The organism is Bradyrhizobium guangdongense (genome assembly GCF_006483445.1).
GTDB classification, from domain to species: domain Bacteria; phylum Pseudomonadota; class Alphaproteobacteria; order Rhizobiales; family Xanthobacteraceae; genus Bradyrhizobium; species Bradyrhizobium guangdongense_A.
The window spans coordinates 1-14,356 of the sequence record NZ_PPPT01000232.1 but is presented as its reverse complement, the minus strand read 5'-3'; the positions used below and the strand labels follow the sequence as shown (position 1 = coordinate 14,356).

Here is a 14,356-nt window from a genome sequence, read left to right as displayed (position 1 = left end):
GTCATGACCCGCCCCGAGCACCCCTCCGGCTCCGACCGCATCCACGAGGCCATGCAGAAGCTCGATCCGGCGGGCGAAGCCGAGATCGTGGTCAATCTGCAGGGCGATTTCCCGACCATCACGACCGACAATATCAGGGACGTGCTGCCGCCGCTCGCCGACCCCGCCGTCGATATCGCGACCCTGGCCTCAGAGATCCACACCGAGGAGGAGGACCTGGCGCCGAGCGTGGTGAAGGCGGTGGGCAGCTCGTTGGGCGGCCGGCGCATGCGGGCGCTGTACTTCACCCGCGCCACGGCGCCCTATGGCGACGGGCCGCGGTATCATCATATCGGCCTCTACGCCTACCGCCGCGCCGCGCTGGAGCGGTTCGTCTCACTTCCGCCCTCGCCCCTGGAACTCCAGGAGAAGCTGGAGCAGCTCCGGGCGCTGGAGGCCGGCATGCGCATCGACTTCACCGTCGTCGACAGCGTGCCCCGCGGTGTCGATACCCCCGCCGACCTCGAAACCGCCCGCAGACTGCTTTCCAAATCCTGAGCGGCTGTTACAAGGCCCCACCATGAGCAAGATGAAGATCGCATTCCAGGGCGAGCCTGGAGCCAATTCCCACATCGCCATCGCGGAGGCCTATCCCGACGCCGAGCCGATGCCCTGCGCCACCTTCGAGGACGCGCTGTCGGCGATCTCGTCGGGCGAGGCCGATCTCGGCATGATCCCGATCGAGAACTCGGTTGCGGGCCGCGTCGCCGACATCCACCACCTGCTGCCGGCCTCCGGCCTCTTCATCATCGGCGAATGGTTTCTGCCGATCCGGCACCAGTTGATGGCGATCAAGGGCACCAAGATGTCCGACATCAAGAGCGTCGAGAGCCATGTGCACGCGCTCGGCCAGTGCCGGCGCATCATCCGCAAGCTCGGCATCAAGGGAATCGTCGCCGCCGACACCGCCGGCAGCGCGCGCGACATCTCCGAGCGCAAGGACAAGAGCGTCGCCGCGATCGCCTCGCGGCTCGCGGCAAAGATCTACGACCTCGACATCCTCGCCGAGGACGTCGAGGACGAAGCCCACAACACCACCCGCTTCGTGGTGCTGGCGCGCGAGGCGAAATGGGCCGAGCAAAATTCGGGCCCGCTGGTCACCTCTTTTGTTTTCCGGGTGCGCAATTTGCCGGCGGCGCTCTACAAGGCGCTCGGCGGCTTTGCCACCAATGGCGTCAACATGACCAAGCTCGAGAGCTACATGGTCGACGGCAATTTCTTCGCCACGCAGTTTTATGCCGACGTCGACGGGCATCCGAACGACAAGGGGCTGGCCTTTGCGCTGGAGGAGCTGAAGTTTTTCTCGCGCGAGTTTCGCATCGTCGGCGTCTATCCGGGACACCCGTTCCGCGCGACGTTCAGCGAGACGCGGGAGTAGTCTCGTGTCCCGGACGCGCGAAGCGCGAGCCGGGACCCAGGAGCCACAATGGGCCCCGGCTCTGCAGCGCACCAAGCCGCGAAGAGCGGCGCGCTGCGCTGCGTCCGGGGCACGAGAGGCTAGGCAGCCTTCACCAGCCCAAACGACTCTGCCAGCAGCGAATACGATTTCTTTCGCGCCTCGTGGTCGTAGGTCGGCGTGATCACCATCAGCTCGTCGGGCTTGCTGGCATCGATCAGCGGCTGCAGCTTTCGCTGCACCGTTGCCGGCGTGCCGACGAACAGGCGGGAGCGGCCGCGGGCCACGGAAGCGCGCTCGGCATCGCTGTAGGGATAGGCCAGCGCTTCCTCGACGCTCGGCAGCGGCAGATATTGGCCGCGGTCGCGGCGCAGGCGGTTGAGGTCGTAGGACGCGGCCAGCTTTTCCGCCTCTTCATCCGTATCGGCGGCGATGGCCGCGACGGCGAGAATCGCGTGCGGCGTCTGGCGCCAGGCTGACGGCGTGAAGCGGTTACGATAGGTCACCATCGCATCAACAGCGTCGTGTGATGCGAAGTGATGCGCGAAGGCAAAACCCATTCCGACTTGGGCCGCGAGCTCCGAGGAATAATCGCTGGAGCCGAGCAGCCAGATCGGCGGCAGCGGCGTGTCGTCGGGCATCGCGACGACGTTGTTGTAAGGATGTCCTTGCGGGAAATCGCGGGTCTCCCAGAGGCAGAGCTCGTGCAGCCGCTCCAGGAAATCGTCGCCCTCGCGGCGGTCGAGCCGGCTTCTCAGCGCATAGGCGGTGGCGCCGTCGGTGCCGGGCGCGCGGCCGAGGCCGAGATCGATGCGGCCGGGAAACAGCGCCTCCAGCATCTTGAAGCGTTCGGCGACCACGAGTGGCGCGTGGTTGGGCAGCATCACGCCGCCGGAGCCGACGCGGATATGCTTTGTCACCGCCGCGATCTGCCCGATCATGACGTCGGGCGCCGGACTCGCGACGGAGGCGAGGTTGTGATGCTCGGCGAGCCAATAGCGGACATAGCCGAGCCCATCGACATGGCGCGCCAGATCGATGCTGTTGCGCAAGGCAGCAGCAGGTTTTGTGCCTGTGGTGACGACGGAAAGGTCGAGAACTGAGAGCGGGAGCATGGCCGCTAAATTAGTGCGCGGCAGCGGGCGGGCAATGGCCCGCCGACGCAGATCTGGCGTGTGCAGGCGGTGAGATCTCCGGTTGCAGGGCTCTCTCGCGATGGGATTCGAAATACAAGCTTAACGCAGTTTTCATGCTGCCCAACGCGGATTGCTACACTCCTCGTTCGAACGATACTCAATTATGTGATTGATATTACAATATCTTATTGATATTTACGCACTTCCCACTTCGTCACCAAAACAGTACAAAATATCAGCTCTAATGAGAAAAGTGGGCCACTTCCCATCGCCGATGGGCTGTGCTGCCCGCGGCCTTTGACTTATCTTAGCACCTCCCAACTAGACCCGACCGCGCGCCTGAAATGACCGGAGTGAGTGCTGCCATGACTGAGCCGACGACGCCTGCCGAGAATGACGGGCTCCTCGCCGTGAAGCGTCCCGCGATCTCGTTCGAGTTCTTCCCGCCGAAGACCGAGGAGATGGAGCGCAGCCTCTGGGAGACCATCAACCGGCTCGCGCCGCTGGAGCCGGAATTCGTTTCGGTGACCTATGGCGCAGGAGGATCGACCCGCGAGCGCACCCATTCCACCATCGCGCGCATCCTGAAGGAGACCGCGCTGCTGCCGGCCGCGCATCTCACCTGCGTCGGCGCCTCGCGCGGCGAGATCGACGAGATCGTCGACCGCTATCACGAGGTCGGCGTCCGTCACATCGTCGGCCTGCGCGGTGATCCCGTGGGCGGCATCGGCACGCCCTACATCCCCCACCCCGACGGTTACCAAAGCTCGCCCGAGCTCGTCGCAGGCATCAAGAAGCGGCATGCCGACATCGAGGTGTCCGTATCGGCCTATCCGGAAAAGCATCCGCAAGCGCGCGACTTCGACGCCGATATCGATACGTTGAAGGCCAAGGTCGACGCGGGCGCGACGCGCGCCATCACGCAGGTCTTCTTCGATAACGATCTTTACTTCCGTTATCTCGACCGCGTCCGCGCCCGCGGCATCAACATCCCGATCGTGCCGGGCATCATGCCCATGCACAATTTCAAGCAGGCGAGAGCTTTCGTCACCCGCACCGGCACCACGGTGCCGAACTGGCTCGCGGAAAAATTTGACGGCCTCGACAACGATGCCGATACGCGCAAACTCGTTGCGGCAACGGTTGCCGCCGGCCAGGTGCACAAGCTGGCAAAGCACGGCGTCGACACCTTCCATTTCTACACCATGAACCGTGCCGATCTCGTGTTCGCGATCAGCCATCTGCTCGGTATTCGCGCCAAGAGCGCCCAGAAAGCTGCCTGATTAATGACCGTACCCGTTTCGCCCAAGCGCACTGCGCTGCTAGCCGCTGCCCGCGACCGTATCCTCGTGCTCGACGGTGCCATGGGCACCATGATCCAGGCGCTGCAATTCGACGAAGCCGCCTTCCGCGGCGAGCGGTTCAAGGATTTTCACCGCGACCTCCGCGGCAACAATGATCTGCTGATCCTGACCCAGCCGCAGGCGATCGAGGACATCCACGCCGCCTATTTGCGCGCCGGCGCAGACATCGTCGCGACAAACACGTTTTCGACGACGTCGATCGCGCAGGCCGATTACGACCTCACCGACATCGTCTACGAGATGGCCCGCGAAGGCGCCCGCCTCGCCCGCAATGCCGCGACGCGTGTCAGCGCCGAGGATGGCAAGCCGCGCTTCGTCGCCGGTGCCCTCGGCCCGACCAACCGCACCGCCTCGATCTCGCCTGACGTGGCGAATCCCGGCTACCGCGCCGTGACCTTCGACGACCTCAGAAAATCGTATGGCGAGCAGATCAACGGCCTGCTCGACGGCGGCGTCGACCTGCTGCTGGTCGAAACCATCTTCGACACGCTGAACGCCAAGGCGGCGCTCTATGCGATCGCCGAGATCACGGAAGCGCGCGGCATCGACGTGCCCGTGATGGTGTCGGGGACCATCACCGACAAGTCCGGCCGCCTGCTCTCGGGCCAGATGCCGGAAGCGTTCTGGCATTCGGTGCAGCACGCAAGGCCGGTCACCATCGGCTTCAACTGCGCACTCGGCGCGGAAGATCTGCGTGCCCACATCGCCGATATCGGCCGCGTCGCCGATACGCTCGTCTGCGCCTATCCCAATGCCGGCCTGCCCAACGAGTTCGGCCAGTATGACGAGAGCCCCGAGTATATGGCGCGCCTGATCGGCGAGTTCGCGCGCGACGGCCTCGTCAACATCGTTGGCGGCTGCTGCGGCACCACGCCCGACCATATCGCGGCGATTGCCGCTGCCGTCGCCCCGCACAAGCCGCGCATCGTTCCTGCGATCGAGCCGCGCTTGCGCCTCTCCGGCCTCGAGCCGTTTGCGCTGACGGACGCGATTCCCTTCGTCAACATCGGCGAACGCACCAACGTCACGGGCTCGGCCCGCTTCCGCAAGCTGATCACTGCCGGCGACTATACGGCTGCGCTGCAGGTCGCGCGCGACCAGGTCGAGAACGGCGCCCAGATCATCGACGTCAACATGGACGAGGGCTTGCTCGACTCCGAAGCCGCGATGGTGACCTTCCTCAACCTCGTCGCCGCCGAGCCCGATATCGCTCGCGTCCCCGTGATGGTCGACTCGTCAAAATTCTCGGTGATCGAGGCCGGCCTGAAATGCGTTCAGGGCAAGCCGGTCGTCAACTCGATCTCGATGAAGGAAGGCGAGGAGAAGTTCATTCACGAGGCCAAGATCGCGCGGCGCCACGGCGCGGCGGTCGTGGTGATGGCGTTCGACGAGGCCGGCCAGGCCGACACCTTTGCGCGCAAGACCGAGATCTGCAAGCGCGCCTACGACATCCTGGTGAACAAGGTCGGCTTCCCGCCTGAGGACATCATCTTCGATCCCAACATTTTTGCGATCGCGACCGGCATCGAGGAGCACAACAATTACGGCGTCGACTTCATCGAGGCGACGCGCTGGATCCGCAAGAACCTGCCGGGCGCGCACATCTCCGGCGGCGTCTCCAATCTGTCGTTCTCGTTCCGCGGCAACGAGCCGGTGCGCGAGGCCATGCACTCGGTGTTCCTGTATCACGCCATCAAGGCCGGCATGGATATGGGCATCGTCAATGCCGGGCAAATGATCGTCTATGACGACATCGATCCGGAGCTGCGCCAGACCTGCGAGGACGTCGTCCTCAACCGCGATCCCGGCGCCTCTGAGCGGCTGCTGCAGCTTGCGGAAAAATTCCGCGGCAAGAAGACCGAAACCAAGGAAGCCGACCTCGCCTGGCGCGAATGGCCGGTGGCCAAGCGTCTGTCGCATTCGCTGGTCCACGGCATCACCGAGTTCATCGAGCAGGACACGGAAGAAGCCCGCGCGTCGTCCTCGCGTCCGCTCGACGTGATCGAGGGGCCGCTGATGGCCGGCATGAACGTGGTCGGCGATCTCTTCGGCGACGGCAAGATGTTCTTGCCGCAGGTCGTGAAATCCGCCCGCGTCATGAAGCAGGCGGTCGCCTATCTCATGCCGTTCATGGAGGAAGAGAAGGCGCGCAACCTCGCCAATGGCATCGGCACCGAGGGTTCAAGCTCGGCCGGCAAGATCGTGCTCGCGACCGTGAAGGGCGACGTCCACGACATCGGCAAGAACATCGTCGGCATCGTGCTCCAGTGCAACAACTTCGAGGTCATCGACCTCGGCGTGATGGTGCCGGCGGCCAAGATTGTCGAGACCGTGAAGGCGGAGAAAGCCGACATCGTCGGCCTGTCCGGCCTGATCACGCCCTCCCTTGATGAAATGGCGTTCTTCGCCAGCGAATTGCAGCGCGAAGGGTTGAAGCTGCCGCTCTTGATCGGCGGCGCCACCACGAGCCGCGTGCACACCGCTGTGAAGATCGACCCGAGCTATCAGGCCGGCCCCGTCGTGCACGTCAACGACGCCAGCCGCGCCGTCGGCGTGGCGTCCGCGCTGCTGTCGCCGGAGAAGCGCGAGGCTTATGCCGCCGAAGTGCGCGCCGAATACGCAAAGATCTCGGATGCGCATTTCCGCGCGCAGGCCGACAAGAAGCGGCTGAAGCTCGCTGATGCCCGCGCCAACCGCGTGCCGGTGGATTTTGCCGCAAAGCCGCCGGTGAAGCCGACTTTCCTCGGCACCAAGACCTTTGACGATTACGATCTCGCCGAGCTCGTGCCCCATATCGACTGGACGCCGTTCTTCCAGACCTGGGAGCTGGCCGGCCGATTCCCTGCCATCCTCGACGACGCCAAGGTCGGTGAGGTCGCGCGGTCCCTGTACGAAGACGCGCGAAAAATGCTCGACACCATCGTCAGGGAAAAATGGTTCCGCGCGCGCGCCACGATCGGCTTCTGGCCGGCGAATGCCGATGGTGACGACATCGCCGTCTATGCCGACGAGGGCCGGACGAAAAAGATCGCGACGCTGCACACGCTGCGCCAACAGCTCGAGAAGCGCGAGGGCCGTTTCAACGCCGCGCTCTCGGACTTCATCGCGCCCGCGGGCGTGCCCGACTATGTCGGCGGCTTCGTGGTGACAGCCGGGATCGGCGAGGACGCCGTCGCCGACCGCTTCAAGAAGGCCAATGACGACTATTCCTCGATCCTGTGCAAGGCGCTCGCCGATCGCCTCGCCGAAGCCTTCGCCGAGCGCATGCATTGCCGCGTGCGCCGCGAGTTCTGGGCCTATGCGCCGGACGAGACGTTGTCGAACGAAGAGCTGATCCTCGAAAAATATTCTGGCATCCGCCCCGCGCCCGGCTATCCCGCGCAGCCCGATCACACCGAGAAGAAGACGCTGTTCGAGCTGCTCGACGCCGAAGCCACCGCCGGCGTGAAGCTGACCGAGAGTTTTGCGATGTGGCCGGGCTCGAGCGTGTCCGGGCTCTATTTTGCGAACCCCGAGAGCTATTATTTCGGCGTCGGCAAGATCGAGCGCGACCAGGTCGAGGACTATGCTGCGCGCAAGGGCATGAGTGTCGCCGAGACCGAACGCTGGCTGGCGCCGGTGCTGAACTACATTCCGGCCCGCGCGAAGGACGAGACAGCGTTTGCGGCGAAGCCCGCGAACGATGTTGCGTCCAACGACCTCGCCTCGCATCCGCCGGGCTGCACCTGCGCCGTGCATCTGGTGTGGCGGAAGAAGAAGGTCGGCGCGGGGTAGCGACCACCCTCCCGTGGAGGGGCAGTCGTAGCCCGCATGAGCGCAGCGATATGCGGGACCGGTCCCGGATGTCGCTGCGCTCATCCGGGCTACGAGACCGCGCGAGACCGACTCACCCCTTCGGCGGGATCAGCGGCTGCACGATCTCCCTGAACTCCGCCAACGCCTCGCAACGCTCGGCGTGCGCTGCGAGTGCCGGATAGCGCGCGGCGTCGAACAGCGCCGGATGCGCCTCGCGGGTGAAGCGGATGACGCAGGCAACCGCGATGTCGGCATGACCGATGCGCGCGCCCAGCCAGTACGGCGACGCTACCTTGGCGCGCTCGGCTTCCAGCACCTTCAACACGTCTGATATCTGCGCCTGACAGCGCTCGACCCACAGCCCGAGCTGCTCCTTCCGCAAGACGCGCTCATAGAGCAGGCTGACGCCCTTGTCGCCGAGCCCGGACGCCAGCGCGCAAATGCGCAAATGGCGGCGCCGCTCGATGCCGCTCCGTGGCAGCATCGCCTTGTCAGCGCCGACGAGATCGTCAAGATAATCCAGGATGATCGTGCTTTCGATCAGCGCCTCGCCGTCGTCGCACACCAGCGTCGGCACGCGGCGCAGCGGATTGTAAGGCGCGATCTTGTCGGCATCGCCAAAGGTCGACCACGGCCTGTGCTCGAACGCGATGCCGTAAAGTCTCAGCGCAATCGCGACACGGCGGACGAAGGGGGAATCATATTGGCCGATCAGGATCATGGGATTTGATTCTCGTCATGGCCGGGCTCGATCCGGCGATCTAGACTTTAAAGATTGATGGCGGCCCGGATCAAGCCCGGGCGCGGCAACCCTGAACCAGGGAGCACGCATGATGCGACGGCTGGCAGAGATCACGCTTGGGCTATGTCTCCTCACCGCGGCGAGCGCGAGCGCACAATATCGTCCGACCGGCTTCCAGACCCCATCGAGGAACATCTTCTGCCAGTTCTTCGCGCTCGACGGACCAGCGACGCTCCGCTGCGACATGATGGAGATCGCCGTCCAGCCGCGACCGCCGGTGCCCTGCGAGGGTGACTATGGCCGTGCCTTCGAGATGACCGCGAGGGGTGCGGCCGAGCGCATTTGCCGCGGCGACACCGTCTACGACCCGTCGCTCCCCGTACTTCCCTATGGCGAAGTGTGGCAGCGTGCGGGCTTCACCTGCCGCTCCGAGCAGACGGGACTGACCTGCTTCAACGCCATGCAGCACGGCTTCTCGCTGTCGCGGGCGAGGCAGGAGGTGTTTTGAGCATTCGCACGGGGTGGCTCGCGCCACCCCGTCGTAACTCACCGTCTCACGCCGTCGTCGTCAGCGTGTAGGAATCCCAAGAACCCCAGTCGAGGCCGTCGAAGGCGCGGACCCACATCGTCTCGGAGCCAGGCACCGAGCCGCCGCGCACCCAGATCTGGGACACGTCTGACGCCGCGACCTCGAACGTCGTGCTGGCCGGCTGCTGGCCGGTGCCGAGGTCGCTCCAGTAATAGCCGCTGGTGCCGGCTGTGCCGCCGTCGAAGAACTGATAGCGCGTCACCGCATCGCCCTCCGCATCTGATGTGGAGAGCCAGTTCGTGACCCGCGTCCAGTCGTTCACATGCACGCTTTGGTCGGCGATGGCAGCGACGGGAGGTGTGTTGGTCACGGTAGTGAAGTTGAAGGAGTCCCAATTGCCCCACTGGTGACCGTCATAGGCGCGGACCCACATCGTCTCGCTGCCGGTCGCCGATCCGCCGTGATACCAGATTTGCGACAGGTCGCTCGCCGCGACCGTGAGCGTCGAGTTTGCCGGCTGCTGGCCGGTGCCGAGGTCGCTCCAGATGAAGCCGCTGGTCGCTCCGCTGCCGCCGTCCCAGAACTGGTACTGGGTCGCCGCATCGCCGTCCGCGTCGGAATATGACAGCCAGTTCGAGGCCCGGACCCATTGATTGAGGTGCACCGAATGATCGGCAATGGTGGCGACGGGCGTGTTGTTCTGCGTCGTCAGCGTGAACGAGTCCCAATTGCCCCAGTCGTGGCCGTCGAAGGCGCGCACCCACATCGTCTCGCTGCCGGTGACCGATCCGCCGTGGACCCAGATCTTGTCGATATCGGCCGCGGCCACGTCGAGCGTGGTATTGGGGGCGAGCTGGCCGGTGCCGGCGTCGCTCCAGATATAGCCGCTGCCGGCGCCGGCACCGCCGTCCCAGAACTGATATTTGGTGGCGGCCTCGCCATCCGCGTCGGAGTAGGATAGCCAGGTCGAAATCTTCGCCCATGAATCGACGTGCACTGTGTGATCGGCAATGGTCGCGACCGGCCGGTTGTTCGGCTGGGTCGTCAGCGTGAACGAGTCCCAATTGCCCCACTCGTGACCGTCGAACGCGCGCACCCACATCGTCTCGGCGCCGTCGGCCGAGCCGCCGCGAAACCAGATCTTCGACAGATCCGAGGCATTGACATCCATGACCGTGTTTGCCGCGAGCTGTCCGCTGCCGAGGTCGCTCCAGATATAACCGCTGGTGGCCGATGTTCCGCTGTCCCAGAACTGATATTTCGTAGCGGCCTCGCCATCCGCGTCCGAATAGGAGACCCAGTTCGTGGCATTGGACCATTCGCCGATGTGCACAGTGTGATCGCCGATGCTGGCAACCGGCTTGTTGTTGGGAATGGTCGTCAGGGTGAAGCTGTCCCAATTGCCCCAGTCGGTGCCGTCAAAGGCGCGCACCCACATCGTCTCGGCGCCACCGGCGGCTCCGCCGCGCACCCAGATCTTCGACAGATCCGCCGCGTCGATTTCGAGCGTCGTGTTCGCTGCAAGCTGTCCCGTGCCCGCGTCGCTCCAGATGAAGCCACTGTCGGCGCCCGTGCCGCTGTCCCAAAACTGGTATTTGACCGCCGGATTGCCGTTGGCATCCAGATAGGTCAGCCAATTGGTGATCTGATTCCAGGCCAGAATACGCACGGACTGATCGTTGATCGTCACAACAGGGGGTGTGTTCGCCATCGCAAGTTCCCTTCCTGGGATAATTTGTTGCCTTGATCGATAGTCGTCTTTCGCAATTGCTCCCTCTGCCCTGGGATCGATGGTCTCCGGTGACCGCTTCGACGGCGTGTCGCGCGGCCGGTAAACTGGCTTCAGCGGTATTTCAGTTTGGCTTCATTGAAACCCGCCGCCCGCCATGGCGATGCCCAGCGGCAACAGCCCCAGGTTTTCGCGCAAGGCCGCCTCGCGCGCGGCTTGCCGAACCAAACTACCCATGTTCCAGTCGCGGGAACCTGGGGGCGTGCATGAAGCTTGGAATGCTCAAGGCCGCATCGATGGGCGCGGCGCTGGCTGCGCTGACCATAGTGTCCTCATTCGCGGCCGATCTGCCGCTGAAAGCGCCGCCAAAACCCGTTGAATTCAATCCGTTCTGGGCCGAGATCGATTACCTCGCCTGGAACGTGACCGGCGACAAATTGCCCGCGCTGGTTACAACGAGCCCGGTCGGCACGCCCGGGATTGTGGCGGGCGTGCTGGGCCAGCCCACGACGAGCGTGCTGTTCGGCGATGCCAGCGTGAACGATCGATGGCGCTCGGGCGCGCGCATCACGGCCGGCTATTGGTTCGACCCGCAACGCAGCCATGGCCTGGAAGCCTCGGTCTTCGGGCTCGAGAACGCCTCGACCGGCTTCGCCGCCGATACCAACGCCTTTCCGATCCTGGCCCGTCCCTTCAACAACACAACGACCGGGCTACCGGACTCGATGCTTGTGGGATTTCCCGGGCTCACCACCGGCAACATCAATGCGGGCGAAACCTCGCGCCTCTACGGCGCAGGCGTGCTCTATCGCCATGATCTGGGGATGTGGAGCGGGCAGCGTATCAACGCGCTGGTCGGCTATCGCTATCTGAGGTCGTCGGACAAGCTGTCGATCACTTCCAACTCGACCTTCTTCGGCGTGCTCATCGGCGCCACCGACAATTTCAACGCATCGAGCGATTTTCACGGCCTCGATCTCGGATTGACGGGCGAGTGGCGCAATGGACCGTGGTCGCTGGAATGGCGCGGCAAGGTCGCGCTCGGCGTCAACCTCAACAGCGCCGACATTGCGGGCCTCACCAGCACGACCTTTGCAGGCGTGACCACGACCGCGCCGGGCGGCCTGCTCGCGCTGACCAGCAATATCGGCCATTACGACCAGACGCGTTTCTCCGTGGTGCCGGAGCTTTCCCTCAAGGCCGGCTACATGATCGCGCCGCAATGGCGGCTGATCGCAGGTTACGACCTGATCTACTGGACCGGCGTGCAGCGCGTCGGCGGCCTGATCGACACCACGGTCAATCCAACCCTGATCCCGCCGGCACAGCCCGCCGGCACCGTCCGCCCCGCACCTCAGCTCAACACGACGAACCTGCTGGCGCAGGGATTTAGCTTTGGGGTGCGGTATAGCTACTGAGCGCGCTACTCGATGATCGGCACATGCCTCGCCGCATCGCGCGGCGCGGTGCCGTCGAGGCGGGGATCGTCGGCGATCTCGATCTGGCGGCGGAACGGGCGGAAGCCGGAGCGTTGGTAGAAGGCGACGGCCGAGGGATGATCGAGGGTGCAGGTGTGCACCCAGACGCGGCTGACATCGCGTGACCAGGCGAGCTCGAGCGCGCGGTTCATCAGGAAGCGGGCGGCGCCGGTGCCGATCAGGCTTGCGGTGACACCGAAATAGACCAGCTCGCATTGGCCGGGGTCGCGAAAATCCAGTTCGAGCAGGCCCTCGTCGCGACCGCCCACGCTCAGCGCGTAGACTTCGATGCCCGGTGCGTTGATGACGGCGGCGAGCTCCGCGTCGTTCATGCGCGCCCGCGAGAACCACAGCCATTCCTCGCCGACGCGGCGGAAGAGATCGCGGTACCAGTCGAGCCGGGGCGTATCGACCTTGCGCAGGGTCCAAGCACCCGGTGGATCGTCGCGGCGCGCAGGGCGCGCGGTCATCTCCAGATGCGTGACGACCGCGGCGATCTTGCCGCGGGGCACATCGGAGTAGCCGTCGGGGAGGATCATCATTCCCCTTCGTCGCTCGCCAGCACGCCCTTCACCGCGCGCGCCCAGCCGGCGAGCTTTCGCTCGCGCGTGGCTTCGCTCATGTTCGGCTTGAAGCGATGCTCGAGGCGCCAATTGTCGGCGAATTTTGACGGCTCGGGATAGACGCCGGCGGCAAGGCCGGCGAGATAGGCAGCACCCAGCGCGGTGGTCTCCTGGATCATCGGACGATCGACCGGCGCGTTGAGGAGATCGGCGAGGCGCTGCATGGTCCAGTCCGACGCCGTCATGCCGCCGTCGACGCGGAGCACATTGGCGGCCTTTTCGCCCGGCCAGTCGGCGCGCATCGCTTCGCGCAGATCGTAGGTCTGATAGCAGACGCTCTCCAGCGTCGCATGCGCGATCTCGGCGGGGCCGGTGTTGCGGGTGAGCCCGAACAGCGCGCCGCGCACGCGCGGATTCCAGTAGGGCGCGCCCATGCCGACGAAGGCCGGCACCAGGTAGACGCTCTGCATGGGATCGGACTGATCGGCGAGCGGGCCGGTCTCGGCGGCATGCTTGATCAGCTTGATGCCGTCGCGCAGCCATTGCACGGCGCTGCCGGCGACGAAGATCGAGCCTTCCAGTGCATAGGTGCGCTTTCCGCCGAGCTGATAGGCGATGGTGGTGAGCAGCTTGTTCTTCGAGGCCACCGGCGTCGAGCCGGTGTTGAGCAGCGCAAAGCAGCCGGTGCCGTAGGTGGACTTGATCATCCCCGGGGCGAAGCAGGCCTGGCCGATGGTTGCGGCCTGCTGGTCGCCGGCGATGCCGCAGATCGCGATCATGCCGCCGAAAAGCTCAGGCACGCTCTCGCCATAGCGGGCGGAGGAGTCCTTCACCTCGGGCAACATCGAGCGCGGCACGCGCAACAGCTTCAACAGCTCATCGTCCCATTCGCCGGTGTGGATGTTGAACAGCAGCGTGCGCGAAGCGTTGGTGGCGTCGGTCGCATGCACCTTGCCGCCGGTGAGCCGCCACAGGAGATAGCAATCCACGGTGCCGAACATCAGCTCGCCGCGCTCGGCGCGCGCCCGGGCGCCGGGGACGTGATCGAGGATCCAGGCGACCTTGGTGCCGGAGAAATAGGGATCGACGATCAAGCCGGTCTTCCCTGAGATCAACGGCTCGTGGCCTTCGGCCTTCAGCTTCGAGCAGACGTCCGCGGTGCGGCGATCCTGCCAGACGATGGCGCGGTGCACCGCCTGGCCCGTGGCGCGGTCCCACACCACGGTGGTCTCGCGCTGGTTGGTGATGCCGATCGCCGCGATGTCATGCGCCTTGAGTCCGGCGCGCTCCAGCGCGTCGCGGCAGACCATGATGGTCGAGGTCCAGATGTCCTCCGGCTCGTGCTCGACCCAGCCCGAAGCCGGGAAATGCTGCGGAAACTCCTGCTGCGCCGTCGCCGCGATGGAAATGTCGCTGCGAAACACGATCGCGCGCGAGGAGGTTGTGCCCTGATCGATGGCGAGGACGAAAGACATGGTGGCGTTTCCCTGATGTGGGGAGGTTTATTGTGTCGGGCCCAACAAAAGGGATTGGAGGGGGAAGGTCAAGCTGGCTCTCCCAACCCTCCCCTGGAGGGGGAGGGTCG

Annotated in this window: 11 protein-coding genes; 6 read left to right on the top strand and 5 right to left on the bottom strand. The window is 64.9% G+C overall.

The window, feature by feature from the left end:
* The coding region (locus tag C2U70_RS29185) for a 3-deoxy-manno-octulosonate cytidylyltransferase (protein ID WP_140982088.1) at positions 1–537 on the top strand (537 nt) is incomplete at its 5' end.
* Positions 538–559: 22 nt separating this feature from the next.
* The gene (locus C2U70_RS29180) at positions 560–1,417 is read left to right on the top strand and encodes a prephenate dehydratase (protein WP_140982087.1); all 858 of its coding nucleotides are present in this window, start codon (positions 560–562) and stop codon (positions 1,415–1,417) included.
* Positions 1,418–1,536: 119 nt separating this feature from the next.
* Here C2U70_RS29180 and C2U70_RS29175 read toward each other — a convergent pair whose 3' ends face one another.
* Positions 1,537–2,550, bottom strand: coding sequence for an LLM class flavin-dependent oxidoreductase (locus tag C2U70_RS29175; RefSeq protein WP_140982086.1), 1,014 nt, complete (start codon positions 2,548–2,550; stop codon positions 1,537–1,539).
* 386 nt (positions 2,551–2,936) lie between these two features.
* Between C2U70_RS29175 and metF the strand changes: the two genes are divergently transcribed.
* Positions 2,937–3,854 carry a methylenetetrahydrofolate reductase [NAD(P)H] gene (gene metF / locus C2U70_RS29170; RefSeq protein ID WP_186294544.1) on the top strand — a complete coding sequence of 306 codons (918 nt, stop codon included), beginning with the start codon at positions 2,937–2,939 and terminating at the stop codon, positions 3,852–3,854.
* Between the two features lie 3 nt (positions 3,855–3,857).
* A complete protein-coding gene (metH, locus tag C2U70_RS29165) occupies positions 3,858–7,709 on the top strand; it encodes a methionine synthase (RefSeq protein ID WP_140982085.1) in 3,852 nt (1,283 codons plus the stop codon).
* A gap of 112 nt (positions 7,710–7,821) precedes the next feature.
* Here the strand turns inward: metH and C2U70_RS29160 are convergent, their stop codons facing one another.
* Positions 7,822–8,451: a glutathione S-transferase family protein gene (locus tag C2U70_RS29160; RefSeq protein ID WP_140982084.1), complete on the bottom strand. Its 630-nt coding sequence runs from the start codon at positions 8,449–8,451 to the stop codon at positions 7,822–7,824.
* Between the two features lie 109 nt (positions 8,452–8,560).
* On the opposite strand from C2U70_RS29160, the gene C2U70_RS29155 reads away from it, so the two are divergent.
* Complete coding sequence (locus C2U70_RS29155; RefSeq protein WP_140982083.1) at positions 8,561–8,980, top strand: DUF6636 domain-containing protein; 420 nt, start codon at positions 8,561–8,563, stop codon at positions 8,978–8,980.
* Between the two features lie 46 nt (positions 8,981–9,026).
* Here C2U70_RS29155 and C2U70_RS29150 read toward each other — a convergent pair whose 3' ends face one another.
* Positions 9,027–10,712: a hypothetical protein gene (locus tag C2U70_RS29150; protein WP_140982082.1), complete on the bottom strand. Its 1,686-nt coding sequence runs from the start codon at positions 10,710–10,712 to the stop codon at positions 9,027–9,029.
* 284 nt (positions 10,713–10,996) lie between these two features.
* On the opposite strand from C2U70_RS29150, the gene C2U70_RS29145 reads away from it, so the two are divergent.
* Positions 10,997–12,148 (top strand): BBP7 family outer membrane beta-barrel protein, encoded by a 1,152-nt coding sequence (locus C2U70_RS29145; RefSeq protein WP_140982081.1) that lies wholly within the window; start codon positions 10,997–10,999, stop codon positions 12,146–12,148.
* A 5-nt stretch (positions 12,149–12,153) separates the two neighbouring features.
* Here the strand turns inward: C2U70_RS29145 and C2U70_RS29140 are convergent, their stop codons facing one another.
* Entirely contained in the window at positions 12,154–12,747 is a 594-nt protein-coding gene (locus C2U70_RS29140; RefSeq protein WP_140982089.1) for a GNAT family N-acetyltransferase, read from the bottom strand.
* Positions 12,747–14,246, bottom strand: a complete 1,500-nt coding sequence (glpK, locus tag C2U70_RS29135) for a glycerol kinase GlpK (RefSeq protein WP_140982080.1) — start codon at positions 14,244–14,246, stop codon at positions 12,747–12,749. The genes C2U70_RS29140 and glpK overlap by 1 nt, the downstream gene beginning before the upstream one ends.
* Between the last annotated feature and the right edge of the window lie 110 nt (positions 14,247–14,356).

Excerpts from the sequence above, each read along its gene's own strand:
- C2U70_RS29145 (WP_140982081.1), top strand. The coding sequence starts at position 10,997 with ATGAAGCTTGGAATGCTCAAGGCCGCATCGATGGGCGCGGCGCTGGCT.
- metF (WP_186294544.1), top strand. The coding sequence starts at position 2,937 with ATGACTGAGCCGACGACGCCTGCCGAGAATGACGGGCTCCTCGCCGTG.
- C2U70_RS29155 (WP_140982083.1), top strand. The coding sequence starts at position 8,561 with ATGATGCGACGGCTGGCAGAGATCACGCTTGGGCTATGTCTCCTCACC.
- C2U70_RS29175 (WP_140982086.1), bottom strand. The coding sequence starts at position 2,550 with ATGCTCCCGCTCTCAGTTCTCGACCTTTCCGTCGTCACCACAGGCACA.
- glpK (WP_140982080.1), bottom strand. The coding sequence starts at position 14,246 with ATGTCTTTCGTCCTCGCCATCGATCAGGGCACAACCTCCTCGCGCGCG.
- C2U70_RS29180 (WP_140982087.1), top strand. The coding sequence starts at position 560 with ATGAGCAAGATGAAGATCGCATTCCAGGGCGAGCCTGGAGCCAATTCC.
- C2U70_RS29140 (WP_140982089.1), bottom strand. The coding sequence starts at position 12,747 with ATGATCCTCCCCGACGGCTACTCCGATGTGCCCCGCGGCAAGATCGCC.
- C2U70_RS29150 (WP_140982082.1), bottom strand. The coding sequence starts at position 10,712 with ATGGCGAACACACCCCCTGTTGTGACGATCAACGATCAGTCCGTGCGT.
- metH (WP_140982085.1), top strand. The coding sequence starts at position 3,858 with ATGACCGTACCCGTTTCGCCCAAGCGCACTGCGCTGCTAGCCGCTGCC.
- C2U70_RS29160 (WP_140982084.1), bottom strand. The coding sequence starts at position 8,451 with ATGATCCTGATCGGCCAATATGATTCCCCCTTCGTCCGCCGTGTCGCG.